General features: G+C 62.4%; 25 protein-coding genes. 11 read left to right on the plus strand and 14 right to left on the minus strand.

Going from position 1 to position 26,991, the window contains the following annotated elements; genetic code table 11:
* Positions 1-17 precede the first annotated feature (17 nt).
* Complete coding sequence (locus ACK2SD_RS24055; protein ID WP_412461015.1) at positions 18-1,433, minus strand: acetyl-CoA carboxylase biotin carboxylase subunit; 1,416 nt, start codon at positions 1,431-1,433, stop codon at positions 18-20.
* Positions 1,434-1,623: 190 nt separating this feature from the next.
* Between ACK2SD_RS24055 and ACK2SD_RS24060 the strand changes: the two genes are divergently transcribed.
* Positions 1,624-2,586: a LysR family transcriptional regulator gene (locus ACK2SD_RS24060; protein ID WP_029612231.1), complete on the plus strand. Its 963-nt coding sequence runs from the start codon at positions 1,624-1,626 to the stop codon at positions 2,584-2,586.
* On the opposite strand, the gene ACK2SD_RS24065 is transcribed toward ACK2SD_RS24060, so the two are convergent.
* Together ACK2SD_RS24065 and hexR are read right to left on the minus strand one after the other, a co-directional pair.
* Positions 2,528-2,746 (minus strand): PA3496 family putative envelope integrity protein, encoded by a 219-nt coding sequence (locus tag ACK2SD_RS24065; protein WP_029612230.1) that lies wholly within the window; start codon positions 2,744-2,746, stop codon positions 2,528-2,530. The two genes, ACK2SD_RS24060 and ACK2SD_RS24065, sit on opposite strands and share 59 nt — an antisense overlap.
* A 104-nt stretch (positions 2,747-2,850) precedes the next feature.
* Positions 2,851-3,717 (minus strand): transcriptional regulator HexR, encoded by an 867-nt coding sequence (gene hexR, locus ACK2SD_RS24070; protein ID WP_039582397.1) that lies wholly within the window; start codon positions 3,715-3,717, stop codon positions 2,851-2,853.
* A 105-nt stretch (positions 3,718-3,822) separates the two neighbouring features.
* Here hexR and zwf point away from each other — a divergent pair, with 105 nt between their 5' ends.
* Together zwf and ACK2SD_RS24080 are read left to right on the plus strand one after the other, a co-directional pair.
* Positions 3,823-5,265, plus strand: a complete 1,443-nt coding sequence (zwf, locus tag ACK2SD_RS24075; protein ID WP_342650059.1) for a glucose-6-phosphate dehydrogenase — start codon at positions 3,823-3,825, stop codon at positions 5,263-5,265.
* A 91-nt stretch (positions 5,266-5,356) separates the two neighbouring features.
* Positions 5,357-5,653 carry a hypothetical protein gene (locus ACK2SD_RS24080; protein WP_295483254.1) on the plus strand — a complete coding sequence of 99 codons (297 nt, stop codon included), beginning with the start codon at positions 5,357-5,359 and terminating at the stop codon, positions 5,651-5,653.
* A gap of 36 nt (positions 5,654-5,689) precedes the next feature.
* Here the strand turns inward: ACK2SD_RS24080 and ACK2SD_RS24085 are convergent, their stop codons facing one another.
* Positions 5,690-8,200: a putative bifunctional diguanylate cyclase/phosphodiesterase gene (locus ACK2SD_RS24085; RefSeq protein WP_412461016.1), complete on the minus strand. Its 2,511-nt coding sequence runs from the start codon at positions 8,198-8,200 to the stop codon at positions 5,690-5,692.
* A 204-nt stretch (positions 8,201-8,404) separates the two neighbouring features.
* On the opposite strand from ACK2SD_RS24085, the gene uvrD reads away from it, so the two are divergent.
* From uvrD to ACK2SD_RS24100, 3 genes are all read left to right on the plus strand, one after another.
* The gene (gene uvrD / locus ACK2SD_RS24090; protein WP_412461017.1) at positions 8,405-10,588 is read left to right on the plus strand and encodes a DNA helicase II; all 2,184 of its coding nucleotides are present in this window, start codon (positions 8,405-8,407) and stop codon (positions 10,586-10,588) included.
* Positions 10,589-10,770: 182 nt separating this feature from the next.
* Positions 10,771-11,619, plus strand: a complete 849-nt coding sequence (locus tag ACK2SD_RS24095; protein ID WP_317871762.1) for a Tim44 domain-containing protein — start codon at positions 10,771-10,773, stop codon at positions 11,617-11,619.
* 113 nt (positions 11,620-11,732) lie between these two features.
* Entirely contained in the window at positions 11,733-12,140 is a 408-nt protein-coding gene (locus ACK2SD_RS24100; RefSeq protein WP_039582386.1) for an SMI1/KNR4 family protein, read from the plus strand.
* Positions 12,141-12,216: 76 nt separating this feature from the next.
* On the opposite strand, the gene ACK2SD_RS24105 is transcribed toward ACK2SD_RS24100, so the two are convergent.
* Positions 12,217-13,977, minus strand: coding sequence for a cation:proton antiporter (locus ACK2SD_RS24105; protein ID WP_029612223.1), 1,761 nt, complete (start codon positions 13,975-13,977; stop codon positions 12,217-12,219).
* Between the two features lie 340 nt (positions 13,978-14,317).
* Between ACK2SD_RS24105 and ACK2SD_RS24110 the strand changes: the two genes are divergently transcribed.
* Positions 14,318-14,797, plus strand: coding sequence for an acyl-CoA thioesterase (locus tag ACK2SD_RS24110; protein WP_029612221.1), 480 nt, complete (start codon positions 14,318-14,320; stop codon positions 14,795-14,797).
* Position 14,798: 1 nt separating this feature from the next.
* Here ACK2SD_RS24110 and pdxY read toward each other — a convergent pair whose 3' ends face one another.
* Positions 14,799-15,671, minus strand: coding sequence for a pyridoxal kinase PdxY (pdxY, locus tag ACK2SD_RS24115; RefSeq protein ID WP_412461018.1), 873 nt, complete (start codon positions 15,669-15,671; stop codon positions 14,799-14,801).
* A 120-nt stretch (positions 15,672-15,791) separates the two neighbouring features.
* On the opposite strand from pdxY, the gene ACK2SD_RS24120 reads away from it, so the two are divergent.
* Positions 15,792-16,184: a DUF3301 domain-containing protein gene (locus ACK2SD_RS24120; protein WP_029612218.1), complete on the plus strand. Its 393-nt coding sequence runs from the start codon at positions 15,792-15,794 to the stop codon at positions 16,182-16,184.
* Here the strand turns inward: ACK2SD_RS24120 and ACK2SD_RS24125 are convergent, their stop codons facing one another.
* From ACK2SD_RS24125 to zigA, 3 genes are all read right to left on the minus strand, one after another.
* Positions 16,185-17,159, minus strand: a complete 975-nt coding sequence (locus tag ACK2SD_RS24125) for a CobW family GTP-binding protein (RefSeq protein WP_412461019.1) — start codon at positions 17,157-17,159, stop codon at positions 16,185-16,187.
* Positions 17,160-17,227: 68 nt separating this feature from the next.
* A complete protein-coding gene (locus ACK2SD_RS24130; protein WP_412461020.1) occupies positions 17,228-17,857 on the minus strand; it encodes a DUF1826 domain-containing protein in 630 nt (209 codons plus the stop codon).
* The gene (gene zigA / locus ACK2SD_RS24135; protein WP_304483120.1) at positions 17,857-19,065 is read right to left on the minus strand and encodes a zinc metallochaperone GTPase ZigA; all 1,209 of its coding nucleotides are present in this window, start codon (positions 19,063-19,065) and stop codon (positions 17,857-17,859) included. The genes ACK2SD_RS24130 and zigA overlap by 1 nt, the downstream gene beginning before the upstream one ends.
* Before the next feature lie 112 nt (positions 19,066-19,177).
* Here zigA and ACK2SD_RS24140 point away from each other — a divergent pair, with 112 nt between their 5' ends.
* The gene (locus ACK2SD_RS24140; protein ID WP_029612214.1) at positions 19,178-19,561 is read left to right on the plus strand and encodes a hypothetical protein; all 384 of its coding nucleotides are present in this window, start codon (positions 19,178-19,180) and stop codon (positions 19,559-19,561) included.
* A gap of 25 nt (positions 19,562-19,586) precedes the next feature.
* Positions 19,587-20,474 carry a GTP cyclohydrolase FolE2 gene (gene folE2, locus ACK2SD_RS24145; RefSeq protein ID WP_412461021.1) on the plus strand — a complete coding sequence of 296 codons (888 nt, stop codon included), beginning with the start codon at positions 19,587-19,589 and terminating at the stop codon, positions 20,472-20,474.
* Between the two features lie 4 nt (positions 20,475-20,478).
* Here the strand turns inward: folE2 and ACK2SD_RS24150 are convergent, their stop codons facing one another.
* Positions 20,479-21,009, minus strand: coding sequence for a DUF3617 domain-containing protein (locus ACK2SD_RS24150; protein ID WP_029612211.1), 531 nt, complete (start codon positions 21,007-21,009; stop codon positions 20,479-20,481).
* Between the two features lie 129 nt (positions 21,010-21,138).
* On the opposite strand from ACK2SD_RS24150, the gene cls reads away from it, so the two are divergent.
* A complete protein-coding gene (cls, locus tag ACK2SD_RS24155) occupies positions 21,139-22,578 on the plus strand; it encodes a cardiolipin synthase (RefSeq protein WP_412462364.1) in 1,440 nt (479 codons plus the stop codon).
* Positions 22,579-22,621: 43 nt separating this feature from the next.
* On the opposite strand, the gene cfaB is transcribed toward cls, so the two are convergent.
* From cfaB to hcnA, 4 genes are all read right to left on the minus strand, one after another.
* On the minus strand, positions 22,622-23,806 hold the full coding sequence (gene cfaB, locus ACK2SD_RS24160) for a C17 cyclopropane fatty acid synthase CfaB (protein WP_412461022.1): 1,185 nt from the start codon (positions 23,804-23,806) through the stop codon (positions 22,622-22,624).
* A 147-nt stretch (positions 23,807-23,953) separates the two neighbouring features.
* Entirely contained in the window at positions 23,954-25,204 is a 1,251-nt protein-coding gene (gene hcnC, locus ACK2SD_RS24165; protein ID WP_412461023.1) for a cyanide-forming glycine dehydrogenase subunit HcnC, read from the minus strand.
* A 2-nt stretch (positions 25,205-25,206) separates the two neighbouring features.
* Positions 25,207-26,601, minus strand: coding sequence for a cyanide-forming glycine dehydrogenase subunit HcnB (hcnB, locus tag ACK2SD_RS24170; RefSeq protein ID WP_317871756.1), 1,395 nt, complete (start codon positions 26,599-26,601; stop codon positions 25,207-25,209).
* Positions 26,598-26,912, minus strand: a complete 315-nt coding sequence (hcnA, locus tag ACK2SD_RS24175) for a cyanide-forming glycine dehydrogenase subunit HcnA (protein WP_029612206.1) — start codon at positions 26,910-26,912, stop codon at positions 26,598-26,600. The genes hcnB and hcnA overlap by 4 nt, the downstream gene beginning before the upstream one ends.
* Positions 26,913-26,991 lie beyond the last annotated feature (79 nt).

Raw genomic sequence — 26,991 nt, forward strand, 5'->3', positions numbered from 1 at the left:
GCAGCTTGCCACTGCATTCAGATGCCGGCGTGGGCGGCGATGGCGGCGGCGATGGCCAGGGCCAATTCTTCGGGTTTGCGCTTGATCGAGTAGTTGGTCAGTTCAGGGTGGCTTTCGACGAAGCTGGTGTTGAACTGGCCGCTACGGAATTCCAGGTTGCGCAAGATTTCCTGGTAGTACGCGGCGGTGGTCTTGACGCCCTGCACGCGCATGTCGTCCAAAGCCCGCAACCCGCGATCCATGGCCTCTTCCCAGGTCAGCGCCCAGACCACCAGTTTCAGGCACATCGAGTCGTAGAACGGCGGAATGGTGTAGCCGGTATAGATCGCCGTGTCGGTACGCACGCCCGGGCCGCCGGGGGCGTAGTAACGGGTGATCTTGCCGAAGCTGGGCAGGAAGTTGTTCTTCGGGTCTTCGGCATTGATGCGGAACTGCAGCGCAAAGCCGCGGTGCACGATGTCTTCCTGCTTGACCGACAACGGCTCGCCCGAGGCAATGCGGATCTGCTCGCGGACAATGTCGATACCGGTGATTTCCTCGGTGATGGTGTGCTCCACCTGCACCCGCGTGTTCATCTCCATGAAGTACACCTCGCCCTCGGCGAGCAGAAACTCCACGGTGCCAGCGTTCTCGTAATTCACCGCCTTGGCGGCGCGCACCGCCAGGTCGCCGATGTAGGCGCGCTGCTCAGGGGTGAGCTGCGGGCTCGGGGCGATCTCGATGAGCTTCTGGTTGCGGCGCTGAATCGAGCAGTCGCGTTCGAACAGGTGCACCACGTTGCCGAAGCTGTCGCCGAGGATCTGCGCCTCGATGTGCTTGGGATTGACGATGCACTTTTCCAGGAACACCTCGGCCGAGCCGAAGGCCTTGGTGGCCTCGGAAATCACCCGTGGGAAGTTCTGTTCCAGTTCCTCGCGGCTGTTGCAGCGGCGGATACCGCGTCCGCCACCACCGGAAGTGGCCTTGAGCATCACCGGGTAACCGATGCGGTCGCCTTCGCGCAGGGCCTCGTGGATATCGGCCACGTTGCCTTCGGTGCCAGGCGTGACGGGCACCCCGGCCTGGATCATGGTGCGCCGTGCTTCGGTCTTGTCGCCCATGCGGCGGATGACCTCGGCGGCCGGACCGATGAACTTGATCCCACGCTCGGCGCAGATTTCCGCAAGTTCAGCGTTTTCCGACAGGAAACCGTAGCCCGGATGCAGGGCGTCGCAGCCGGTTTCCACAGCCAGGTTCACCAGCTTGCGCGGGTTCAGGTAACCGGCCAGCGGCTCGGCACCGATGCTGTAGGCCTCGTCGGCGCGCTTGACGTGCAAGGCATGCCGGTCGGCATCGGAAAAGATCGCGACGGAGCGGATGCCCATCTCGGCGCAAGCACGCACGATGCGGACTGCGATTTCACCCCGGTTGGCGATCAGGATTTTTTTTATCACTGGAGTCTTCCCAAAGCCGTTCGAACAGACGATCCGGATACACCGGTCGGCGCGTGACCAGACGCTGCTGGCCAGTCGCACGTTCAAAGCTAGCGCTGCAGATCGATAAACAAAAATCAATATTTGTTAGGGGCAGTATTAGCAAAAGCTTATAGTTCGGTAACAGGGTATTGCCGGGGTGTTCGGATAAATGCGTAAGTCATTGATGCGTATGACGTTGCGTCAACTGCAGATCTTCAATGAGGTGTGCGACCTGCGCTCCTACAGCCGAGCGGCCGAAGAAATGTCGCTCACGCAACCGGCCGTCAGCCTGCAAATCCGTCAGCTTGAGGAGCTGGTGGGTCAGCCGCTGTTCGAGTATGTGGGCAAAAAGTTGTACCTGACCGAAGCGGCCGAGGCACTGCAACGGGCCAGCCGGGACATCTTCGGCCGGCTGGAGAACTTCGACATGCAGCTGTCGGATATGCAGGGCTCACTGCAAGGGCAGTTGAAGCTGGCGATCGAATCCAGCGCCAAGCACTTCGTGCCTCATTTGTTCGCGGCGTTCAAGCGACGCCATCCTGAGGTCAACCTCACGCTGACCGTGGTCAATCGCGCCCAGGCGATTCGGCGGCTGTCGGACAACCGCGACGATCTGATCATCATGTCGATGGTGCCCCAGGACATGGGCCTGGAGTTCCTGCCCTTCCTCAACAACCCGATCATCGCCGTAGCGCCGCCGGATCATCCGCTGTCACAGCCCGAGCGCCTGCGCTTGCAAGATCTGGAACCTCACACGCTGCTGGTCCGCGAACAGGGTTCAGGCACGCGCAAGGCCTGCGAGGAATACTTCAAGGACAAGCGCGTGCACTTTACCCAGACCCTCGAAGTGGCGTCTGCCGAGGCTCAACGAGAGAGCGTGATCGCCGGTCTGGGCATCGCCCTGCTGACGCGACACGCGGTGAACATGGAGTTGGCCACCGGCCTGCTGCGCGAGCTGCCGGTGGAAGAACTGCCGCTGTTTCGCAGTTGGTGCGTGGTACAAGCCAAGGCCAAGCGACAGTCGCCGGTTGCCTTGGCCTTCCTGGCGTTCATTCGCAGCGAACGGGCGACGATCAGTGGGCTGGTGGAGCGATTTTCTGGGAAGCTGCCGGCACCACTTGCCACACCGTGATGTCTTGCAATTCGGGGTAATCGGCGATTTCACGAAGCAATTGACGCTGGTCGCAATAGCTTTCGATCGCACGGCGATATTCCATGCGACGCTGATCCTTTTCAGCCTGCTTGCGAGCCTTGGCGTTGGGTTGGTACGAACCGAAGTGATCGTTTGCCATTGCCTGTCTCCCAGATCGGATGCGGGAGCTTCAGGGTGGCGAGCGCGCTTTACCGATTGGTGACAGGCCGATGAATTTTGCGGGTCGCTAGCACGCAAGCGCGCTCAGTCGTCGGTCGCCTTGATCGACTTGGGCGACAGTCGCAGGCTGCGCAAGCTGCGCTTGACGCTCTTGAGGTGATTCACCAGGCTCGGGCCACGCGCCATGGCCACGCCCATCGCCAGCACGTCGATCACCACCAGGTGGGCGATGCGTGACGTCAGCGGAGTGTAGATTTCGGTGTCTTCGTGCACATCGATGGCCAGGTTGACGGTCGACAGTTCCGCCAATGGGGTTTGGCTGGGGCACAGGGTGATGAGGTTGGCGCCGCTTTCGCGCACCAGATTCGCGGTGATCAGCAGGTCCTTGGAGCGCCCCGACTGGGAGATGCACACCGCCACGTCGCCCGGCTTGAGCGTGACCGCGGACATGGCCTGCATGTGCGGGTCCGAATAGGCCGCCGCACTGAGCAACAAGCGGAAGAACTTGTGCTGAGCGTCGGCGGCCACTGCGCCTGAGGCACCGAAACCGTAGAACTCCACGCGCTGGGCTTGGGCCATGGCGCTGACCGCCTGCTGCAGGGCCTGCGGGTCGAGGTGCTCGCGCACCTCCATCAGCGTGTGCAGCGTAGTGTCGAAGATCTTCAGGCTGTAGTCGGCCACCGAGTCGTCTTCATGGATGGCGAACTGTCCGAAGCTGGCGCCCGCCGCCAGGCTCTGCGCCAGCTTGAGCTTGAGATCCTGGAACCCGGAGCAGCCGATGGCCCGGCAGAAACGCACGATGGTCGGCTCGCTGATGCCGACGTTATGCGCCAGATCGGCCATTGAGCTGTGCATGACGGCAGCCGGATCGAGCAGCACATGGTCGGCCACTTTGAGTTCCGATTTGCGCAGCAGATGGCGCGATTGGGCGATGTGTTGCAACAGATTCACAGGCTTGACTCGGTTATGATCGGCTGGCCGGGGATGTAGCTATCTTGTAGTTATACTACATGACCGGCGGACCGCCCAGCTAAACGAACGTGGGAGCGTGGTGGCTTGAGTATTCCCTGCGACATCTTGGTTTTCGGCGGTACTGGCGATCTGGCCCTGCGCAAGCTGCTGCCGGCGCTCTATCAGTTGTATCGCCAAAACCGCCTGCACAATGCCGTACGCATCATCGCCCTGGCTCGCCAGCCACTGTCGCGTCGCGACTACCTCAAGCGCGTCGAGCGTCATGGCCGGGCGCAGATCGCCCCTGCTGACTTCGACGACGAACTGTGGCGACGCTTCTGCGCGCGCCTGGACTACTTCGCCATGGACGCCGCCCAAGGCGCCGACTTCGTCCGCCTGGCCCGCTATCTTGGCGAACCGGGTGGCCTCACGCGAATCTTCTACCTGGCCACCGCGCCCAGTCTGTTTGCCTCGATCGCCGGCCACCTGCGCCTGGCAGGCCTGGCCGACCCGGAAGCGCGCATCGTGCTGGAAAAGCCCATCGGCCATTCGCTGGCGTCGGCCCAAGCGATCAATCAGGCCATCGGTGCTGTATTCGAGGAATCCCAGGTGTTTCGCATCGATCACTACTTGGGCAAGGAAACCGTGCAGAACCTCATGGCCCTGCGTTTCGCCAACGCCCTGCTGGAGCCGGTGTGGCGCAACGCGCAGGTCGATCATGTACAGATCAGCGTGTGCGAAACCCTCGGCGTGGAGAATCGCGGTGCCTACTACGATCGCGCCGGCGCCACCCGCGACATGCTGCAGAACCACCTGTTGCAGTTGCTGTGCCTGGTGGCCATGGAGCCTCCGGCGCAGTTCGAGGCCGAGGCCGTGCGCGACGAGAAGGTGAAGATCCTGCGCGCCCTGCGTCCACTCGGCGACCAGGACGTGCAGGACCAGACCGTACGCGGGCAGTACAGCGCCGGTCGAATCGGCGGTCAGGAGGTGCCGGCCTACTACTTCGAAAAAGACGTGGACCACGACAGCGACACCGAAACCTTCGTCGCCGTCCAGGCGCACATCGAGAACTGGCGCTGGGCCGGGGTGCCGTTCTACCTGCGTACCGGCAAGCGCATGGCGCGGCGTTCATCGCAGATCGTCATCCAGTTCAAGCCGGTGCCCCACGCGCTGTTCGCCGGTGAACAGGTCAACCAGTTGCTGATCCGGCTGCAACCCGAAGAGCGCATCAGCCTGCGCATGATGACCAAGCGGCCTGGCAAGGGCATGCACCTGGCCCCGGTCGACCTGGACCTGAACCTGGCCCAGGCGTTCGGCCACACCCGCCGCTGGGACGCCTATGAGCGCCTGCTGCTGGATATCCTGGAAGGCGATTCCACCCTGTTCATGCGCCGCGACGAGGTGGAAGCGGCCTGGGCCTGGATCGACCCGATCCTCAAGGGCTGGGAAGCGCACTTCCAGGCGCCCCGCCCTTACCCGGCCGGCAGTAACGGGCCGGAACAGGCCAACAGCCTGCTGGCGAACCAGGGAAGGCAGTGGCATGACTGAAATCTTTCGTCCTGCAATCGCGACCTGCCAAGGCGCATCGTTGCGCTGAAGCGACGCATGCCGCGTAACGCCTATTGCAGGAAAAACCCTCATGACCGAATCGAAGCATTGGACTGCAACGCAGACCGACAGATTGCTGCGCGTTGAAGCCACAGTCACCGTGGCCAACCCCGGGGTCACCCCGCTGCTGGTGCCATCGCGCATTCAGGACAGGTCATCCAACTTGAATCTGGATCTGGTCCTGGAGCAGGAGGACGGGATTCACCTCGCGGTGATGACTGACAAACCGGTGGTGTTCGAAAAAGACTTCGGCTACCCGGTACGCCTGGTCGTCGTCATCCACGACGGTAAGGCAATCGAAACCTTGCGCGTGAACGCGCAGCACTGACGCGGCCGACCCATTGCGGGAACGACTCGCCGACGGTCATTGCTGCAGCAGTTTCTCGAAAGCCTCGGCCTCCAATGGACGACTGATCAGGTAACCCTGGACCTCGTCGCATCCCTGCTCACGCAGGAACGACAATTGCTCTGGGGTTTCCACGCCCTCGGCCACCACTTCGAGCCCCAGACTCTTGGCCATGCCGATGATCGCCCGGATGATCGCGGCATCCTGGTTGCCCTCATGCAGGCCACGGATGAATGCCTGGTCGATCTTCACGTAATCCACCGGGAAGCGCTTCAGGTAGCTCAGCGACGAATAGCCCGTGCCGAAGTCATCGATCGCCAGCTTCACCCCTAGCGCATGCAATTGTTCGAACGTGGCAATGATGTGCTCGACGTTGTCGAGCAACTGGCTTTCGGTGAGTTCCAGTTCCAGTAGATGCGGCGCCAACCCGGTCTCTTCCAGTACCTGACGGACCAGACTGACCACCTTGCCCTGGCGCAACTGGTACACCGACAGGTTCACCGAGACCCGGATGTCTCGGCCCTGGCGCAACCATTCGCACGCTTGCCAGCACGCCTGGCGCAGGACGAATTCGCCCATCGGCGCGATCAGCCCGGTTTCTTCCGCCAGCCCGATGAATTCGCTGGGCGGCACCATGCCCCACTGCGGATGCTGCCAACGTACCAGGGCTTCGGCCGCATTCAGACGGCCACTGCGCAGGCACATCTTGGGTTGGTAGAACACCCGCAATTGGTTCTCGACCAAGGCCTTGCGCAAGTGGTTCTCCAGTTGCAGGCGCTCCAGCGTGCTGGCGCGCAGGCTCTCGGTGTAGAACTGGAAACAGTCACCGCCCAAGTGCTTGGCGTGCTGCTTGGCCATGTCAGCCTGGTTGAGCAGCGCCTCAAGGTCGCAGGAAGGATCCGTCAGCAGGCTGATCCCCACCGAGGCACTGACCACCACTTCGTGGTCACCCAACTGCTGCGGGACACGCAGCTTGTCGAGCAGGCGCGTGGTGACCCGAACCAGGCTCGACAAATGGCTGTAGCCATCGAACAGCACCACGAATTCGTCACCCGATATACGCGCCACCGTATCGGCCTCGGGTACTGCGTTGGCCAGACGTCGCGCCATCTGCCTGAGCAATTGGTCGGCCAGCGCCTGACCTAGGCTTTCATTGAGCAGCTTGAAGCGGTCCAGGTCCACGTGCAGCAGGGCCAAGGTGCGGCCGTTGAGCCGAACCCGCTGGCGTGCCTGATCCAGGCGCAGACGGAACAGCATGCGGTTGGCCAGGCCAGTGAGTTCATCGTAATGAGCCAGATGACGCAAACGCTCCTCCGACTGACGGCGCGTCGACAGGTCGGTGCAGAACGCAACGATGTTGCTGAGCCTGCCGTTGCCGTCGTGCACCCCGTTGAGCTGCAACCACTGCGGGTACAACTCACCAGTGCTGCGTGCCTCGACCAGTTCACCCTGCCAACGGCCTTGCTGTTGCAACGCTTCGCGGATCGACTCGCTGTGACGCTGCGCATCGCGGCTGCTCGGCAGTTGCAACAGGTTGCGCGACAGCAACTCTTCGCGAGAGTGGCCGGTGAGTGTGCAATAGGGCTGGTTCACCGCCAGCACCTGGAAGTGTGCGTCGAGGATGGCGATGCCCTCGCTGGCGGCCTCGAACACCGTGGCGGCCAGGCGTTGCTGCTCTTCATGCACAGCCAGGCGTTGCGCGCTGGCGCCCAGTGCCTGATGCGCGAGGTCCAGCTCACGGCCACGTTCGCTCACCCGCTGCTCCAAGCAGTGCTGGGCATGACGTAGCTGCGTTTCGACCTGACGGCGCTGCTTGACCTCCTCACTCAGCGCCAGGTTCAACCGCTCGCCCTGGCGCTGTGCCTGCTGCAGATGTTCGATCAACGCCTGGTTCTGGAAGCGTCGCAACAGACCGTTCTCGATCAGGCGGTTGATCTGCCAAGCCACCACGAACAGCGCGCCCAAGAGAATCAGACCCAGCCAACCCCAGCCGCGCTGCGCGCCATCCTCGTAGATGAAGAGAAAGCCGATCGGCGGCAGCAGCCCCGGCAGCACGAAACTGAGAAAGGCGGGCAGACTCACCGCATAGGCGACGCTGGCCGACAGCGCCGCAGCGCCCAGCAAGCCGAACACCCAGGCCTGCTGGACGAAGCTATCCACCGGCACCAAGGCGAGCGCTGCACAGGCCAGGGTCAGCCCACTGAAGGCAGACCCCCCGAGAAACAGTCGCCACCAATTCGGTTGCGCCTGCCGTGGCGCAGGCGCAACCTCGAAGGCCGCCACCTGAATCACGCGCAGACCCACCAACGCCAGGAGCCAGAGCGTCCATACGCACACCAGCAGGTAGCGGGCCGGACTCCATAGCAGCCAGGCACACAGCAGGCCGTTGAGCAACATGAGCAGAGTGGGTAGCAAGGAGCCTTGATACAGCAGGCGGGTGCGCTCGATGGAGAGCTCGGTTGCGAATTGCCTGCGAACGCGCTTCGTCGTGTCGGGTAATGCGTCGATCACCATGCAATTCTGGGTCATATGGCAGTGTTCTTGTAATGGTCAGCCGCTAACGGTCACGGAGAATACACAACACCGCCCGCTGGCCAAACTGCTGTACGTCATGTTTTCACAACAGCCCTGTCCTTTGTCCGCTGCCCCTTGCCGATGAACGGCCCGCCGCAATGCCCGAGATTTATCAGCAACGCGTTTGCCCCCGCCCCCGCGCGCCCCTAGAATGGCCGGATGCACACTGATGACCTCTCCCTCCTGCTCAATTCCCTCAACGATGCCCAGCGCCAGGCCGTAGCCGCTGCGCGTGGCCGTCAACTGGTGCTGGCTGGCGCCGGCTCCGGCAAGACCCGCGTGCTGGTGCACCGCATCGCCTGGCTGATCCAGGTCGAGCAGGCCTCGCCGCACTCCATCCTGTCGGTGACGTTCACCAACAAGGCGGCGGCCGAGATGCGCCATCGCATCGAGCAGTTGCTGGGCATCAACCCGGCCGGTATGTGGGTCGGCACCTTCCACGGCCTGGCGCACCGCCTGCTGCGTGCCCATTGGCAGGAAGCGCGGCTGACGCAGAACTTCCAGATTCTCGACAGCGACGACCAGCAGCGCCTGGTCAAACGCGTGATCCGCGAAATGGGTCTGGACGAGCAACGCTGGCCCGCTCGCCAGGCCCAGTGGTTCATCAACGGGCAAAAGGACGAAGGCCTGCGCCCGCAGCACATCCAGCCAGGCGGCGACCTGTTCCTGGCCACCATGCGTGGCATCTACGAAGCTTACGAACAGGCCTGCGAACGCGCCGGTGTCATCGATTTCTCCGAGCTGCTGCTGCGCGCCCTGGACCTGTGGCGCGACCACCCTGGCCTGCTGGAGCACTATCAGCGCCGCTTCCGCCACGTGCTGGTGGACGAGTTCCAGGACACCAACGCCGTGCAGTACGCCTGGTTGCGCCTGTTGGCCGCAGGCGGCGACAGCCTGATGGCGGTGGGCGACGACGACCAGTCCATCTATGGCTGGCGCGGGGCCAAGATCGAGAACATCCATCAGTACACCGCCGACTTCCCCGATGCCGAGCTGATCCGCCTGGAGCAGAACTACCGCTCCACGGGCGGCATTCTCAAAGCAGCCAACGCCTTGATCGCCAATAACAGTGGGCGTCTGGGCAAGGAACTGTGGACCGACCTGGGCGAAGGCGAACCCATCACGCTGTATGCGGCCTACAACGAGCACGACGAAGCACGCTACGTGGTCGAGAGCATCGAGCGCGTGATCAAGGACGGCCACTCACGCAATGACATTGCCATCCTCTATCGCTCCAACGCCCAGTCGCGGGTGCTCGAAGAGGCCCTGCTGCGCGAGCGTATTCCCTACCGCATCTATGGCGGCCAGCGCTTCTTCGAACGCGCCGAGATCAAGAACGCCATGGCCTACCTGCGCCTGCTCGAAGGGCGCGGCAACGACGCAGCCCTGGAGCGGGTCATCAACGTGCCGCCACGCGGTATCGGCGAAAAAACCGTCGAGGCCATCCGCGAGCACGCTCGCCACAGCCAGTCGTCGATGTGGGATGCCATGTGCCAGTTGCTCGCCGCCAAAGCCCTCAAGGGTCGCGCGGCAAGCGCGCTGGGCGGCTTCATCGAATTGATGGAGAACCTCGCGGCCAAGGTCAGCGAGATGCCGCTGCACACGATGACCCAGACCGTGATCGAGCAATCCGGGCTGATCATTTATCACCAGGAAGAGAAAGGCGAGAAGGGCCAGGCGCGGGTGGAAAACCTTGAGGAACTGGTCAGCGCCGCGCGCAACTTCGAGACCAGCGAAGACGACGGCGACCTGTCGCCGCTGTCCGCCTTCCTCGGCCACGCTTCGCTCGAAGCAGGCGATGCCCAGGCCGATGAGCACGAAGACAGCGTGCAATTGATGACCCTGCACAGTGCCAAAGGCCTTGAGTTCCCCTATGTGTTCCTGGTCGGCCTGGAAGAAGGGCTGTTCCCGCACAAGATGAGCCTGGAAGAGCCGGGACGTCTGGAAGAAGAGCGCAGGCTGGCGTATGTCGGTATCACGCGGGCCATGCGCCAGTTGATCATGTCCTACGCCGAAACGCGCCGTCTGTATGGCAGTGAGACGTACAACAAGGTGTCACGCTTCGTTCGGGAAATTCCTGCCGGGCTGGTTCAGGAGGTGCGCCTGTCCAACTCGGTCAGTCGCCCCTTCGGCGGCGCTCAGACCCAGGCCAGCAGCCTCTTCGCCAATGCCGCGATCCCGCAGACCGCCTTCAGCCTCGGGCAGCGGGTTCAGCACTCGGTATTCGGCGAGGGCGTGATCCTCAACTTCGAAGGGTCCGGCGCCCAAGCGCGGGTGCAGGTGAATTTCGACGAAGGCAGCAAATGGTTGATGCTGGGGTACGCCAAGCTAGAAGCGATCTGAGGGCAAAGGGATCTCAGTGAGGTTCCTTTTTCAGACAACCTTTCCAGGCTCTACCTACAGACTCTTCCAGACATCGCCCTGCCCGCCAGGCAAAAGCTCGAAACATTCTTACGCTGGCCTTGTCTGTCAGATCATGTGCACCATGACGCGCGTGCAATCCACAAAACGGGAAATCCCATCTTATGCAACGTTTTCTTAGCATCGCACTGGCGCTCTGCGTCGGCCTGACGCTGAGCCTCGACGCCAATGCCAAGCGCTTCGGCGGTGGCAAGAGCTCGGGCGCAGCGCCCATGCACCAGACTCGCCAGGCCTCCCCCACTACGCCTGCCGCCACGCCAACCGCTCCGGGCCGCGCCCCGGCCGCTGCCAGCGGTGCTTCGCGCTGGCTGGGTCCATTGGCCGGTATCGCTGCTGGTGGCCTGCTGGCCTCCATGTTCATGGGCGATGGCTTCCAGGGCATGCAGATCTTCGACTTCCTGATCATGGGCCTGATCGCCTTCCTGGTCTTCCGCTTCATCGCCGCACGTCGCCGTCAGCAGCAGCCACAGGCTGCGGGTCACGCGCCGTACCAGCGTGAAGTACAGCCACAAGCGCAGCAGCCTGCCCAGTCGATCTTCGGCGGTTCGGCCGCACCGGTCGCCGCGCCGGTGATCAACGCGCCGGCCTGGTTCAACGAGCAGAACTTCCTGGCTGCCGCACGCAACCACTTCCAGACCCTGCAGCAGCACTGGGACGCGAACGAGATGGACAAGATCGCCGAGTTCGTCACCCCGCAGATGCTTGAGTTCCTCAAGCGCGAGCGCGCCGAACAAGGTGATGGCTTCCAGTCCACCTACATCGACGACCTCGACGTGCAACTGGACGGCGTCGAAGACCGTGCCGACAAGACCGTCGCGACCTTGACCTTCCGTGGCGTGTCGAAGAACTCTCGCTTCGATCAAGGCGAAGCCTTCAGCGAAAGCTGGCACATGGAGCGTGCACAGGGCGAGAACCAGCCCTGGATGCTGGCCGGTATCCGCCAGAACGGCTGATTCCGACCTGCAGCACAAAAACCCCGGACCTGTTCCGGGGTTTTTGCTTTTGCCATAGCGGACTACTAGGGTATAAACCGCAGCGTTGTCATCAAGGCCAGAGGAAATGAAACGTGGAAGAAGTGATCGAACAACTCCGTGAAGCCAACGAGCCGGTACCGGTCCCCCTCGAGCTTCCCGATGAAGACCAACTGGTCGAGATCGAGGAAGAGCTGTTCATCAACATCCCCTTCGTCTTCAAAGAGTTCCTGCTCACGGTCAGTGACGTGGTCTACGGGTCTCTCGAACCGGTCACCGTCACTGACCCGCAATCGCACACCTACCTGCCCGACGTCGCCGCCAACGCCTGGGACGCCGGTGTACCGCGTGACCTGATTCCGTTGTGCCAGGACGGCGACAATTACTACTGCGTCGAAGAAGACGGCACCGTGGTGCTGTGGGACGGCGACGAAGAGATCGTTGGGGAAGACAGCTGGGAATCGGTGTGGCACTGGGCGCGGGACGTCTGGCTGGAAAGCTAAGCCTGCTGAGCGACCCGCTTCTGACACGGCGAAGGCCTTACCCTCGCCGAGTCGGAACAAGCGACACCGCAACCAATCAGTGCGAGTGGTCGCGGCTGTTCTCCAGGGTTTCCAACAATGCCACCTGCATGCGTGTATGCATGCGCACGAACCAGCGCCAGAGCAGCGCCACCACCACCGCAGCCACCACCGCGATGATCAGCAGCAGTTCGCTGGTCGGCAGAATGCTGGCCGACAAGGCCGACAGCAGTAGGAAGATGACCAGCAGCGACAGCAATGGAATCACCTCGGCGATGACCCGCCGCACTCGCTGGGTGTGGCGCCCGGCCATTTCCGGCTTGACGCCCATCTCCGCCAGCAACATCGACAGCGCCTTGAGCTTGCGGTAGGCCGCGATCAGGAAGGGCAGCGACAGCAGCAGCGCGGCGCCCCAGATCAGCGCTTTCTGTTGCCCCACATCGCCGATCCATTCGCTGAGCCACGCGCCGATGCGCACGGCGAAGTAACCGCCACTGAAGAAAATCGCGATCACCAGCGCCAGGTTCACCCCAACCTGCAACAGAATGCGCCGGATCATCGCCGCCAGCATGGCGCCCTCACCTTGCGGCTGAATGCTGCGCAGCCACTCGCCGTACAACGACAGCACCCTGGACAGGCGCTGCGGGACGACCTTGCCCAGACGAATGGACAGCGGATCGGCCGCGCGGATCAGGTAAGGCGTCAGTAAGGTGGTGATGGCCGAGACGGCGACCGCCACCGGGTAGAGGAAGTCGCTGGTGACCTGCAATGTCATGCCCAGCGCCGCGATGATGAAGGAAAATTCGCCGATCTGTGACAGCCCCATGCCCACCCGCAACGAGGTACGCCCGTCGTTACCGGCAATGAAGGCGCCCATGCCGCACGAAAGCATCTTGCCCAGCACCACGGCCAGGGTTATCACCACGATCGGCCAGGCGTACTCGACCAGCACCTGCGGGTCGATCATCAGACCGATGGCGACGAAGAAGATGGCGCTGAACAGGTCACGAACCGGCTCGATGAGGCGCTCGATCTTCAGCAACTGGCGCGATTCGGCCATGATCGCGCCGATCAGGAAGGCGCCCAGCACCATGCTGTACTCGAGCTTGACCACCAGCAGGCAGAAGCCGAAACACAGGCCGAGTACGGTGATCAGCAACATCTCGTTGCTTTCGAACTTGGCCACGTAGGCCAATAGCCGTGGCACCAGCAGAATGCCGATGACCAGGGCGACGATCATGAACAGCGACAGCTTGCCGACGGTCGAGAACACCTCCCCGGAGCTCACCGAACCGCTGACTGCAATGCCCGACAGCAGTGCGATGATGCCGATGCCGAGGATGTCCTCGACGATGAGCACACCGAAGATCAGTTGCGCGAAGCGCTCGTTCTTCATCTTCAGGTCATTGAGCGCCTTGACGATGATGGTGGTCGAGGAAATCGCCAGGATGGCGCCGAGGAACAGCGAATCCATGGTGTTCCAGCCGAACCAGCGGCCGATTTCGAAGCCGATCCAGATCATCAGCACGATCTCGAGGAAGGCGGCGATGAAGGCCGTGGCACCGACCTTGAACAGCTTGCGCAGGCTGAACTCCAGGCCCAGGCAGAACATCAGGAAGATCACCCCGAGCTCGGCCAGGGTCTTGATGGTGTCTTCGTCGTGGATAAGGCCGAACGGCGGGGTATGGGGGCCGATGATGAAGCCGGCAACGATGTAGCCCAGTACGACCGGCTGACGCAGCCGGTGGAAAAGAATGGTTACCACCCCTGCGACCAGCATGATCACGGCCAGATCCTGGATGAAGCTTATGGCATGCATGGCGTGGCACTCCTTTTATCAACGCACGGTTGTATCGACGCATGAGGCAAATCGCCGCTCGGCCAGGCGACACCTGAGCGAACGGCAAGTACAGATTGTGTTGATCAGCGGTACGCCCATGTTGCATGGGCGTACTCAGGGTAACATTGCGTCCGTCGATCGAACGGCGATGCAATATGCAGAAACAGATCGGCCAGACCACGCCCAGTAATGGCATGATCGGCGTGACGGCGGACCGCTCGCAGACGTCCGTAACCACGATAGAAAACTTCATCGAAGGGGTTTAGAAGTGTCTGGAGATACCCACCCCGTTTCAGCGCAACCACACCGTGAGCACTCTATGGAACCCGGCAACGCCCAGCTGACCATGACCGTCCTGATGACGCCGGACATGGCCAACTTTTCTGGCAACGTACATGGCGGCACACTGCTGAAATACCTGGACGAAGTGGCGTATGCCTGCGCCAGCCGTTATGCCGGCACCTATGTGGTGACCCTGTCGGTGGACCAGGTGATTTTCCGCGAACCGGTGCACGTCGGCGAGCTGGTGACCTTCCTCGCCTCGGTCAACTACACCGGCAACACCTCCATGGAGGTGGGCATCAAGGTGGTGACCGAGAACATCCGCGAGCGCTCGGTGCGTCACTCAAATAGCTGTTTCTTCACCATGGTGGCCGTGGACGACAATCGCCGTCCGGTGCAAGTCCCCGCACGCCAGCCGCAAAGCAGCGAAGAAAAGCGCCGGTTCCTGCAGGGTCAGCAGCGCCGGCAGATCCGCCAAGAGCTGGAGAAGCGCTATCAGGATTTGAAGACCGAGTGACCTACCGCTCGAGTGCCTGCGCCTCGAAGCGTACCCGTGGGTGCGCAATGCGGTCCTGAGCGCGCACCAGTTGCAGCTCGTAGCTGGCGCAGGCCTGGGTCTCCAGCAACACCTCGTGCACAGCCGCTGCGGTGAACTCGAACGCCTGTACCCAGGTGTCGCCGAGCAGCACGCGCGCCAGGAACAGCCCTGAAGTGAGATCGCCGACCCCAACCGGCTGACGCGGGAATGCCAGCAATGGCCGACGCAGGTGCCAGCTCTGCTCACGCGTCACCAGCAGCATTTCAAAGGCATCGTCGGCACGCCCTGGGTAGGCCAGGTGCTTGACCAGCACCACTTGTGGCCCACGCGCCAGCAGGCTACGCGCCATGGCCACGCAGTCTTCCAGCGACTGCGCGCGGCGCCCGCAGAAACTGTCCAGCTCCAGTTGGTTCGGGCACAGGATGTCGGCCGCCGCCGCCGCTTGGTCGAGCAGGAAGTCGCTGACCTCCTGCGGCACGATACAGCCCTTTTCAGGGTGCCCCATGACCGGGTCGCACAGATACAGCGCGCGCGGATTCACCGCCTTGATCCGCTGCACCCCAGCAAGGATGGCCCGGCCCTGCTCGGCGCTCCCCAGGTAACCGGAGAGCACCGCATCGCAATTGCCCAGCTCACCGATGTTGCAAATGCCTTCCACCAACGCGGGAATTTGCGCAGGCGCGAGCACTTCTCCTGCCCACTGACCATACTGAGTGTGGTTGGAGAATTGCACGGTATTGAGCGGCCAGACATTCACGCCAATGCGCTGCATGGGGAACACCGCAGCGCTGTTTCCGGCATGTCCAAAAACCACATGGGACTGGATGGCGAGCAAGTGCGGCGTACGTTTCATGCAGGAGATTTCCGAAGCTGTGTGGATAAGTGAAGACCGAGCAGTATGAACCTGAAAGCCACCTGTACGACAGGCCAGCGACGCAGTTAAGCTGCGCCCACCTGTCTGGAGCCTATTGAAATGTTGACCCTGGAGAACCTGTTCGTCCTGATGCTGTTGGCGACGGCTGGCGCCTGGCTGTGGCATAACCACGGCTTGCGCGAGAAGGCACTCGAGCGGGTCAAGCAGCATTGCGCCAAGCTCGACCTGGAACTGCTCGACGACGCCGTGGCGCTCAAACGCATCGGCTTCGTGCGTGACGCCAAGGGCCGCAAGCGTCTGGCACGTATCTATGCCTTCGAGTTCACGGTCACCGGAGAGCAACGGCATCCTGGTAGCGTGACCCAGTTCGGTGCCCATACGATGCAGATCGAACTGGCGCCTTATCCGTTCGAGATCAACACGGCGCCGCGCGGCGACAACGTCATCGAAATGCAGCAGTGGCGCCAGGAACACAACCGCTGGCGCAACTGATCACGCGCTCAGTTGGCAGCGCGCCATGGCAGCTTGCAGCGCCTCCAAGGCCTGCGGGTGATCGAAGATCAGTTCGAGGCGGGAATCCTTGCGCCACTCGCTCGAACGCCAGTCCTGCAGTTCGCCGTTCAATCCATTGAACGAACGCCATCCTTGGCCGCTGTGGATAACCCCTTTGGCCCGCTTCCAAGGCCAGTGCCGGAGCGCGTCGCTCAACAGCGCTTCATCCAAACGTTGAGTAGGGTGCCAACGCCAACCCACGCTCCAGCCGCCCTCGCCTTGCTGGGCAATGCAAATGGGGCGTTCAGGATCTGTCCACAGGGCTGGCAACGCCGGCGCTGAACTGTCCACAGGCAAAGGGCTGGGCGCCGCAAGGCACGATGGATTCGCGAATGAAGTCGGAAGATCGCTGAGATCGAGCTTGCCCTGATCGGTCCAGATACCGCGCTGGTCGGCAAACCGAGAACTTATCAACAGGCGAGAGGCGTCATCCACAGATGCCGATTTATTGAAGATCAACACGCCCGCCTTCAGCTGCGCTTGCAGTTGGGCTTGTGCAAGCAACTCGCCGCGGGCCAGCGCCTGGGCATCCATCACCATGACCAGAGGCCGGACATCCAGCACACCTGTCCAGGGAGCCTGAGTGAGCTGTTCCAGCAGTTGCAGTGGGTGGCCTAAGCCAGAGGGCTCGATGAATAGCCGGTCTGGCTTGGCACTGCGCAACAGGCGACTCAATCCGACCTGGAAGAGCACGCCATTGACGCAACACAGACACCCCCCCGCCACCTCACCGATGGCCACGCCCGTCTCGTCGCGGCTAAGCAGTGCGGCATCCAGACCAATCTGGCCAAACTCGTTGACCAGCACTGCCCAGCGCTCGTGCGCCGGACGCTGGCTCATCAGATGACGGATCAACGTGGTTTTGCCAGCGCCCAGCGGGCCGGCGATCACATGGGTCGGAATATGCTGCAACATGGTGCGGTGTCGAACCGAATAAAAGAACAGTCTAGCGCGGCGGCGAACCGATGGCTCGCACCCGCCTGTCAGCCCAGCCAGTCCAGACTCAACAACAATCGTTTCTCGCCTCTGGGCGTGGCCGGCGAGCGGTGAATCAAACCCGCCCCTTCGTTGCCCACCCATTTCTCGCCCTTGAGCAGCGCCACCTCACCCGTCGCCAAGCGCTGGATGTTATCCACAGGCGGCTGCGCCATCTGCAAACGGCTGCGGTCGATGTGCCCTTCCGCCAGCCATTCACTGCCCATCCCCGCATAGGTGGTGAGCAAGCGCAGCGGCACGTGATCGACATGAAAACGCGGGCACATCGCACCGTCGAGCACTCGCAGCCTGAGCCCTACACGGCGGGCGCCAAGCAGGCAGGTGAAGGCCTCCACCAGCCAGGTCACATCGGCGACGAACCCTTCATACCCCTCTAGATCCGCCGCTTCGCGCAGCAGCCCGGTCAGCCTCGGCGGTTGCTGTTCACTCACCTCGATCACCCGCTCATCGGACATGGGCTGATCCAGATGGATAACCAACTCGGCGAAGTCCTCGACCTGTACCGGTAAACGGCGCTGCCAGACCGCGAGATTGACGTCATCGCGAAGGATCTCGGTCATGACCTGAGGAGACTCGCCCTGCCTCTGGCAGATATCCACAGCCTTGAGCGCCAACATCAGGCAGCCGCCTCTTCGTACCATGGGCCGAAGGGATCGGGCAGGCGCAGCCAGGCCATCGGCCCCTGTTCCATCTCATCATCCGTCAACAGGCACGCCTCGAGTTCTGTGGATAACCGGGCGAAGTCGATGTTCTGTCCGATGAAGACCAGCTCTTGGCGGCAGTCACCGGTCTCCACGGTCCACTGCTTGAGGATCGCCTGGCGATTGTCTTCGTCCTGAGGCCATTGCTCGCTTGGCACGAAGCGCCACCAACGACCGGCCAAGCCATGGCGCATCATGCCGCCGGCCTGCGACCAACTGCCGGCTTCTTGGTACTTGCTGGCCAGCCAGAAGAATCCTTTGGAGCGCAGCAGCCGCCCATTGCTCCACGTGTTGTGGATAAAGTCGAAGAAGCGCTGTGGATGAAACGGTTTGCGCGCTTGCCAGGTGGTCGCGGCGATACCGTATTCCTCGGTCTCGGGCACGTGCTCCCCGCGCAGCTCCTGAAGCCACCCCGGTGCCTGTGCGGCTTGGTCGAAGTCGAACAGCCCGGTGTCGAGGATGCGCGACAGCGGCACCTCTCCCATGACCATCGGTACGATCTGCGCCCGGGCATTGAGGCTGCGCAGAATCGCGGTGAGCTCGTCACGGTCGGCCTGACTGATCAAGTCGATCTTGCTCAGCAGCAGCACATCGGCGAACTCGATCTGCTCGATCAACAAGTCGCTGATCGAACGTTCGTCTTCCTCGCCCAGGGTTTCGCCCCGGCTGGCCAGGCTGTCGGCAGCCTGATAGTCGCGCAGGAAGTTCAGACCATCGACCACCGTGACCATGGTGTCCAGCCGGGCCATATCGGACAGGCTGCGACCTTGCTCGTCGCGGAAGGTGAAGGTCTCGGCCACCGGCAACGGCTCGGAGATGCCGGTGGACTCGATCAGCAGGTAATCGAAACGCCCTTCGTCGGCCAAGCGGGCGACTTCCTCCAGCAGGTCTTCGCGCAGGGTGCAACAGATGCAACCATTGCTCATCTCGACGAGTTTTTCCTCGGCGCGATTGAGGCTGACGTTACGCTGGACCTCGCTGGCATCGATGTTGATCTCGCTCATGTCGTTGACGATGACCGCGACCCGCAGGTTGTCGCGATTGCGCAGGACATGATTGAGCAGCGTGCTCTTGCCGGCCCCCAGGAAGCCGGACAGCACGGTGACGGGAAGACGGTCGGACATGATGAACCTCATCGGCGGTGCGCATTCGAAACGATGCATTGCACAACGTTATAATATAACAATACAATTTCGCCAAGCCGCGCCTGTCGAACGGCTGTCTTTGAGGATGATCATGAACCGCTCGAAGCTCGCCGTATGGGTACTGACATTCGCGGTATCTACCCCGCTGCACGCCGCGATTGCGCACAGCGGTCTGGCCGTATGCACTCGCAGCGCCACACTTCTGGCATGCGAAGACAGCAAGGGCAGTTACTACAGCGTGCGCACCGACGGCAGCGATTTTCATCTGCGCGGTTACGACAGCGTCACTCGTCGACTCTGGGCCCAGACCAACAGTCGTTATGGGCAGATGACCTTCTTCACCGGTCTGGCCAGCGACGGCGAAGCCTGGGTGGGCTACAGCCGTCGCGTTGGCTGGACCACCCTGAACCGTGTTTCCAGCTCCAGCGGACAACGCTTCAACCTGCACTGCAGCTTGATCGGCGGCTGCCGCTAAGCCTCTTTTTTCATGGGATATTTCGATGACCAGCCTGACGCTTCCCGACATCGCCGCACAAACCAGCCCGACGCTGCAGCCCTTGGACTGGGTCGGTATGCGCGGCATCGCTTTGCCGGTGCAACTGGGCGGCCGCACCTTGAGCGCCTGGGCCGATGCCGGTGTAAGCCTGGACGATGGGAAGTCACGCGGCATTCACATGTCGCGCCTGTACCTGGCCTTGGAGGCACTGGAGCACACTGAACTGACGCCACTGGCTTTGCGCCAATTGCTGGCCCATTTTCTCGACACCCATGACGGCCTATCATCGTCGGCCTATGTGCGTCTGAAGTTCGACTGCATGCTCAAGCGCCCTGCGCTGATCAGTCCACTGGAGGGATGGAAGCGCTACCCCGTCATCCTCGACGCGAGGATCGAAAACGAGATGTTCCACGTGGAACAATACGTTGAGATCCCTTATTCCTCGACCTGCCCCTGCTCGGCAGCCCTGGCTCGACAGTTGATTCAGCAGCAATTCCTCAACGACTTCGCCAATCAGCCAGCAGATATCCAAGCGGTCCTGCAATGGCTGGGAAGCACTGCGGGAATCGTCGCGACACCGCATAGCCAGCGCAGCCAGGCAGCCGTGAGGGTGCGCATGCAGGACACACTACAAACCCTGCCGGTCGAAGCGCTGATCGATGCTGTAGAAAGCGCCCTGGGCACGGCTGTACAAACGGCGGTGAAACGCGCCGACGAACAAGCCTTCGCGTTGGCAAACGGGCAAAACCTGATGTTCTGCGAAGACGCGGCGCGACGTATTCATCACGCGCTACGCGGATTGGCATGGTGCAGCGGCTTCGACCTGCGCGTGGAACATGCAGAAAGTCTGCACGCCCACGATGCAGTAGCTGAAAGCCGCTGGCAGTGGTGAACCTTCAGCTACGCGGACGCACGTTGCCGCAGTCTTTTCCCTGCCAGACCGCACGGGTGTTCATGCTGCCCTGCTGCTGAACACCGGACGCGTTGAAGGTACCGCTGACCTTGGTGGTGAACTCGCGGTCACTGAGGAACGTGGCCTGGCCTGAACCCTGCGCCTTGGGACAGGTGAACTGGAACTTCCAGACGTTGCCCTGCCGGTCGGTGATCTTCTGCGTGCAACCCGATTGCGGGTCTTGCAAAGGGATGTCGTTGGTCGCCACCTGCTCAGGTGTCAAACAGGCACGCACACCCTTGCCGCCTACGCTGATGCCCTGCTTGGCCAGGGCGCCCTCCATCATCGCGCGCTGCTCAGGTGGCAGATTCTTCAATTGGCCCAACATGAACTGCATGTCCGGTAGCTGTTTGCCATCGACCTGCATGTCGCTGGTGGTCAGCTCCCACAGACCGGGTTGCAGCATCTGCGCGTGCGCCAGCAGCGGGCTGCCCAGGCCAAAAGCCAGGGCGATCAGTGGCAGACGAATCTTCATGGATCAGTACTCCTCGAGATACCGGCCCCAGGCCGGACAGAGGCTTAGACGCGTTTTACCCCTGCGGGTTGCACCTACACTGATGAACATGGTCTGTTAGCAACAGTGCTCTTGGAATGCAGGATGCGTATGGACTACCACAGCCCTTATTTCTTCGGTTACCTGCTCGGCCTGATCCACCTGCTCGGCATCGGTGCCGCACTGCATGCGGTGTTCACCGTGCGCACGGCGCAAGGCGCCATCGCCTGGGCCATGTCGCTGCTGTTCATCCCCTACCTGACCCTCATCCCCTACCTGGTGTTTGGCGCGCGCTCCTTCTATGCCTATATCCAGGCGCGTCGCCAAGCCAACCAGGAGATGCACGTGGCGATGGCCAACCTCAACTGGCGGCCTTGGGTCGAAGAAGCCCTGGCCGCGCGCGAGTCGGTGAGCTATGTGGCGTTGCGAGCGATGCCCAAGCTGGGCCGCATGCCGTGCCTGGCCAATAACGAGGTGAAACTGCTGATCAATGGCACGACCACCTTCGAGGCGATCTTTGCCGCCATCGAACGGGCCAGCGATACGGTGCTGGTGCAGTTCTTCATCATCCACGACGACGCCCTCGGTCAGCGCTTGCAACAACTGCTGCTGCGCAAGGCTGCCGAAGGCGTGAAGATCTATGTGCTGTTCGATCAGGTGGGCAGCCATGCCCTGCCCTCGCGTTACAGCCAAGTGCTACGAGAAGGTGGGGTACAGATCCAGGCCTTCTCTTCGAAGCGCGGCTGGTTCAACCGCTTCCAGGTCAACTTCCGCAATCACCGCAAGATCGTGGTGGTGGATGGGTTGGTCGGATTTCTGGGTGGGCACAACGTCGGCGACGAGTACGTGGGTGCACACCCGCGTCTGTCGCCCTGGCGAGACACCCATGTCCAGGTCAGCGGACCGGTGCTGGCGTGCCTGCAGGAGTCGTTCGCCGAGGACTGGTACTGGGCCACCCGTGAGTTGCCGCCACTGATCCTGCCCGATGCCTATCCCGAAGACGGCGTGCTGTGTCAGGTACTCGCCACCGGACCCGCCGACCCACAGGAGACCTGCCAACTGTTCTTCGTCGAGGCCATTCAGTCAGCCACTCGACGCATCTGGATCACCAGCCCCTACTTCGTGCCCGACGAGGCCGTGGTGGCTGCGCTGCGCCTGGCGGTACTGCGCGGTGTGGATGTGCGCATCCTGATTCCCAGCCGACCAGACCATCGCATCGTCTACGCGGCCTCCAGCCTGTTCGCCTTCGAGGCAGTGCGTGCCGGGGTGAGGATATTCCGCTATCAACCCGGTTTCGTGCACCAGAAAGTGATTCTGGTGGATGACGACGTCAGCGCCGTCGGCAGCGCCAACATGGACAACCGCTCGTTCAGGCTGAATTTCGAGATCACCTTGCTGACCATCGACCGTGCATTCGCCGATCAGGTGGAGGCCATGCTGCTGCGTGATTTCGAGCAGTCGCGGGAGGTCACCGCCGAGGACATCCGCGATACCCACCGCCTACAGCAATTGGGCATGCGCATCGCCCGACTGATCTCACCGATCCTGTAACGCGAACCTGACGGGCCGCCCCGCCGCGGCGGCCCGCTCGGGCTCAACGATAGAGGTCTTCGCGCGTCCACGGCAGGTCATGGTGACCGTCCGCGTAGGGCTTGACCGCGAGAATCTGATGCAGGTTGATCCATCCCTTGGTGAAGGCGTAAGCACATCCGGCCAGGTACAGGCGCCAGATCCGCAGCGTCTTCTCCGGCACCAGCGCTGCCGCGCGGTGCAGTTGATTCTCCAGGTTCTCGCTCCAGTGATTGAGGGTCTTGGCGTAGTGCAGGCGCAGGCTCTCCACATCCACGACTTCAAGTCCCGCTTCGCAGATACGCGCCGTAATCATCGAAATGTGGGGCAGTTCGCCATGGGGGAAAACGTAGCGATCGATGAACTCCCCTGCCCCGCGTCCGACCGGGCGGCCGTCCACATGCTTGGCCGTGATGCCGTGGTTCATCACCAGGCCACCCTCGCGCACGGCCCCGAACAGCCGCTGACAGTACAGCTCGAGATTGGCATGACCCACGTGCTCGAACATGCCGACACTCACCGCCTTGTCGAAGCGACCATCCTGGGGCAGATCGCGGTAGTCGAGGATCTGCAAATCGACCTTGTCGGCCAGCCCCTCGTCTTCGACCCGCTGACGTCCCAAGGCGAGCTGCTCTTTGCTGAGCGTGATACCGAACACCTTGGCCCCATACTCACGGGCGGCGAAGCGCGCCAGCCCGCCCCAGCCGCACCCCACATCCAGCAGGTAGTCGCCAGCCTGCAATCGCAGCTTGCGGCACAGATGGTCGAACTTGTCCTGCTGCGCCTGGGCCAGGGTGTTGTCCGGTGCCTTGAAGTAGGCGCAGGAGTACACCATGTCCGGGTCGAGCCACAGCTGATAGAACGCGTTGGACAGGTCGTAGTGGTAGGAAATGGCTTCGGCGTCGGTGTCCTTGTCGTGCGCGGTGCGCACGGGGTTGACGTCTGTTTCGTCGTGGAGCAAGGCCTCGCTGAGCTCGTCGCACACGCGGATGACTTCGCCGATGTCGCCTTCGAGCTCCAGCTTGCCCTCGACGAACGCAGTGCCCAGTTCGTCCATGCTCGGATGGGTGAGCTGCGAGATCAACTGCGGCTCCTTGACCAGGATGGTGACTTGGGGACTGGGCCCCAGGTCGAACTCATTGCCGTCCCAGAGCTTAAGACGCAGAGGCAAGCGCAGGCTCTGCAAGGCTGGCGGAAGTTGCGCAAGCATGAAAGACCCCCTTCACGTTAGAACGCCATACACAGATTCGAACCCCATCGAATCAGGGTAGCTCATCCGTAGGAACTTTCCTCGCGCAGCTGTGGGAAGGGTCGATCCGCGAAGGTGTCAGGCGCCATCGCGGATCAATCGTCGGATCTATACCACCGCCCAGTCCTTATCCACAGCCGTGCCGAAGCGCGAAGCGAGGAAGGGGGTGAGGTCCAGCGGCGTTTCTTCGTCGTTGATGACCTTGTCCAGCAGTACCCCGGTGATCGCCGACGTCAGGATGCCGGTGCGGAAATGTCCACAGGCATTGAAGTAGCCCGGCATATCCTCCACGGGTCCGAGAATCGGCAGCTCGTCTGGCGACCCCGGGCGCAGTCCCGCCCAGGTGCGCTTGAGACTCACCTGCGCCAGCTCCGGCACGCAGCGCACTGCGCCTTGCACCAGCCCGGCGATTTCCGGGAAGGTAGTGCGCACATCGAAGCCCTTGTCCTCGGTGGTGCTGCCGATCAACACCTCACCGTTGTCTTTCTGCGCCATGTAGCAGTCGCTGGTGGTCAGGCAACCATCTAGCAGCTTGGGCAGGCGTTCGGTCAGGACGATCTGACCTTTCACCGGTTTCACCGGAATCGAGGTGCCGGTGGCCCACTCGCTCAGTTCTCCGGCCCAGGAGCCCGCTGCATTGAGCAGGGTATGGCAATGGAAGACGCCGGCCTCAGCCGTGCGCACGCCCTTGATCCGCGCCTGCTCATGCAGCACGCCGGTGACATTGGTGTTCAGGTACAGGTCGACACCGTTCTGCCGGGCCGCCTCCAGGAACGCATCACCCAGCCGGAACGGGCTGACCTGGTGATCGCAGAGAAACTCCAGCGCCCCACTGGCCGCGTGACTCACCGCCGGCTCACGCTCGCGCAAGGCCGCGCGATCCAGCCAGCGGACTTGATCGGCCAGGTGCGGAATGTGCGACACGATGTGCTCGGCATACAACTGGTCTTCATCGTCCTGAATGATGTACTTAAGGCCCGTGCGTTCGAACTTGAAGTCCATGCCGTGGCGCTCGATCAACTCCTGGTGCAGCTGTGGATACAGCGCGTTCGATTGCAGCGCCAGGTCGAAAAAGCACTGCGGCAGGATGTGAGGTGTGCTCGAATCCACCGCCACCGCCGCGCCGTGGGCCTCGCGCTTGTTGCGCGAGGACATCATGCGAAAGAAGATCACCCCGCAGCCCAGGCCCACGGATTCGCCGATGGCCCACAGCCCGCCCGCCGAGGCGCGGGTCGCATTGCCGGGGCGCTTGCTGTCGATCAGGGCGATCTTTAAGCCCTTGCGCTTGGACAACTGGTAGGCGCAGGAGGCGCCGATCACGCCGCCACCGGCAATCACGATGTCATAGGTCTTGTTCATGTTTAGGCCTCCGTGCCCAGGTGCAGGAATGCGGAAAACGGAATCGGGTCTACCGGGAAACGTGGCCGCAACCACCCCACGTCGGCGCGCCCGGTGTCGGCGCGCAGGCGATCGCTGCAATAACCCACGCACATACGGCCCTGGCAGTCGCCCATGCTCACCCGGGTGCGCATCTTCAGGCTGGCCATGTCCTGCACGCCCTGCTCCAGCGCCAAGTCGATGTCGCTGCGGGTGACGTGCTCGCAGCGGCAGATCACCGTATCCGGTGCAGCCAGCTCGATCTGCGCCGCGCCCCTACGGGTGTAGCGCTCGACGCCATAGCGGAAGCGCTTGATCGCCGCCAGCTTGCCCAGGTAGCGCTCACGCCGCTCGATGGCCTGTGCGGCATCCAGCACGCCGCGTTGCTGCAGGATCGAGACCGCTGCAATACGCCCGGTCAGCATCGCGGCTTCTCCGCCACGAATACCGGCCATGTCACCCGCCAGGTGGATGTGCGCCTCGCTGCTCTGCTGCCAGACGTTGCACTCGGCGCGCAGATAGCCGTCTTCGCTGAAGCCGTGCGCCAGCCCCAGTTGCTGGCTGAGTTGGGTGCGCGGGATGAAGCCGTAGCCCACGGCGAGGGTCTGTACCGACTCGCGCTGCACACGGCTCAAGTCAGGTTTCCAGTCCTGGCCATAGGGCGCCACGCTGACCTCGCTCAGTTCAGCGTCACCGCGAGCACCGACCACACCCCAGCCGTAATGCATGGGGATACCGTTGAGCTTCATGTAGGCCAGCATGCTCAGGCCGTCGAGGAACAACTGGGGCTTGTTCATCAGCGCCAGACTTTCCTTGGCAATGCGATTGAAGGCACAGGCCTCGTAGACGCCGGCGACCTTGGCCCCAGCGGCGTGCAACTGACAGGCCACCAGCGGTAGCAGCGGTCCGGTGCCGGCGATCAAGGTGCTGCCCAAGGGTTTGACCACGTTGCTCTTGATCTGCAACTGCAACCCGCCGAGCAGCATGACGCCGGGCAGGGTCCAGCCGGGAAACGGCACGTTGCGCTCGTGACAACCGGCCGCCAGCAGCAACTGGGCGTAGTCGATTTCATGCAGTTGCTCGTCGGCATCGAGCACCATCAGCCGCTCGCTGTCGCCACCGACCACGCGGCTGTTCAAGCGCACGTCGATGTGCCGGGCGTTGGCCGCGAATTGCTCGTGCAGTCGCTGCAGGGCCTTGCCATAGCGTGCGCCGAGATAACCCAGGTCGACACCGGCCCGCAGCGGACCGCGATAGACCACCCCACCGGGGCGCGAGGCTTCATCGAACAGCAGACAATCCACACCCTGCTCGGCCAGTTCGATGGCCGCCGCCATCCCCGCCGAACCGCCGCCGACGATCACCGGACGCAGGCTCATGGTTGCACCTGCGCGGCAATGGCATTGACCTCGGTCTCGACGCGCATGCCTTCGCGCACCACGGTCTGACACGCGCGACGCTTGGCGCGGCCATCAATGGCGACCAGACAGCAATGGCACACCCCCATGCCGCAGAAGGCGCCGCTGCGCTGACCATGGTCATTGAGCGCCACTGGGCGCAGCCCCACCGCGTTGAGCACGCTGAGCACGGTTTCACCGGCTGCTGCCTGCACCGGCTGACCGTTGAGCTGCAGGGTGATATCGGCCTGGGTGATGGGTTGTATGTCGAGTATCCGTTCCATCGCTTGCATGAGCGTCGTCCTTGTTTTGAAAAGCACAGGACGTTACGTCACTCATAGGGAACGACACATTGATCTGCGCCGTAGGAAT

Source organism: Pseudomonas sp. SC11 (assembly GCF_047039205.1).
GTDB lineage: Bacteria > Pseudomonadota > Gammaproteobacteria > Pseudomonadales > Pseudomonadaceae > Aquipseudomonas > Aquipseudomonas boreofloridensis.

Coding starts and splice junctions, on each gene's coding strand:
- ACK2SD_RS24060 (WP_029612231.1), top strand. CDS start 1,624: ATGCGTAAGTCATTGATGCGTATGACGTTGCGTCAACTGCAGATCTTC.
- ACK2SD_RS24065 (WP_029612230.1), bottom strand. CDS start 2,746: ATGGCAAACGATCACTTCGGTTCGTACCAACCCAACGCCAAGGCTCGC.
- ACK2SD_RS24080 (WP_295483254.1), top strand. CDS start 5,357: ATGACCGAATCGAAGCATTGGACTGCAACGCAGACCGACAGATTGCTG.
- ACK2SD_RS24085 (WP_412461016.1), bottom strand. CDS start 8,200: ATGACCCAGAATTGCATGGTGATCGACGCATTACCCGACACGACGAAG.
- uvrD (WP_412461017.1), top strand. CDS start 8,405: ATGCACACTGATGACCTCTCCCTCCTGCTCAATTCCCTCAACGATGCC.
- ACK2SD_RS24095 (WP_317871762.1), top strand. CDS start 10,771: ATGCAACGTTTTCTTAGCATCGCACTGGCGCTCTGCGTCGGCCTGACG.
- ACK2SD_RS24105 (WP_029612223.1), bottom strand. CDS start 13,977: ATGCATGCCATAAGCTTCATCCAGGATCTGGCCGTGATCATGCTGGTC.
- ACK2SD_RS24110 (WP_029612221.1), top strand. CDS start 14,318: ATGGAACCCGGCAACGCCCAGCTGACCATGACCGTCCTGATGACGCCG.
- pdxY (WP_412461018.1), bottom strand. CDS start 15,671: ATGAAACGTACGCCGCACTTGCTCGCCATCCAGTCCCATGTGGTTTTT.
- ACK2SD_RS24120 (WP_029612218.1), top strand. CDS start 15,792: ATGTTGACCCTGGAGAACCTGTTCGTCCTGATGCTGTTGGCGACGGCT.
- ACK2SD_RS24125 (WP_412461019.1), bottom strand. CDS start 17,159: ATGTTGCAGCATATTCCGACCCATGTGATCGCCGGCCCGCTGGGCGCT.
- ACK2SD_RS24130 (WP_412461020.1), bottom strand. CDS start 17,857: ATGTTGGCGCTCAAGGCTGTGGATATCTGCCAGAGGCAGGGCGAGTCT.
- zigA (WP_304483120.1), bottom strand. CDS start 19,065: ATGTCCGACCGTCTTCCCGTCACCGTGCTGTCCGGCTTCCTGGGGGCC.
- ACK2SD_RS24140 (WP_029612214.1), top strand. CDS start 19,178: ATGAACCGCTCGAAGCTCGCCGTATGGGTACTGACATTCGCGGTATCT.
- folE2 (WP_412461021.1), top strand. CDS start 19,587: ATGACCAGCCTGACGCTTCCCGACATCGCCGCACAAACCAGCCCGACG.
- ACK2SD_RS24150 (WP_029612211.1), bottom strand. CDS start 21,009: ATGAAGATTCGTCTGCCACTGATCGCCCTGGCTTTTGGCCTGGGCAGC.
- cls (WP_412462364.1), top strand. CDS start 21,139: ATGGACTACCACAGCCCTTATTTCTTCGGTTACCTGCTCGGCCTGATC.
- cfaB (WP_412461022.1), bottom strand. CDS start 23,806: ATGCTTGCGCAACTTCCGCCAGCCTTGCAGAGCCTGCGCTTGCCTCTG.
- hcnC (WP_412461023.1), bottom strand. CDS start 25,204: ATGAACAAGACCTATGACATCGTGATTGCCGGTGGCGGCGTGATCGGC.
- hcnB (WP_317871756.1), bottom strand. CDS start 26,601: ATGAGCCTGCGTCCGGTGATCGTCGGCGGCGGTTCGGCGGGGATGGCG.
- hcnA (WP_029612206.1), bottom strand. CDS start 26,912: ATGCAAGCGATGGAACGGATACTCGACATACAACCCATCACCCAGGCC.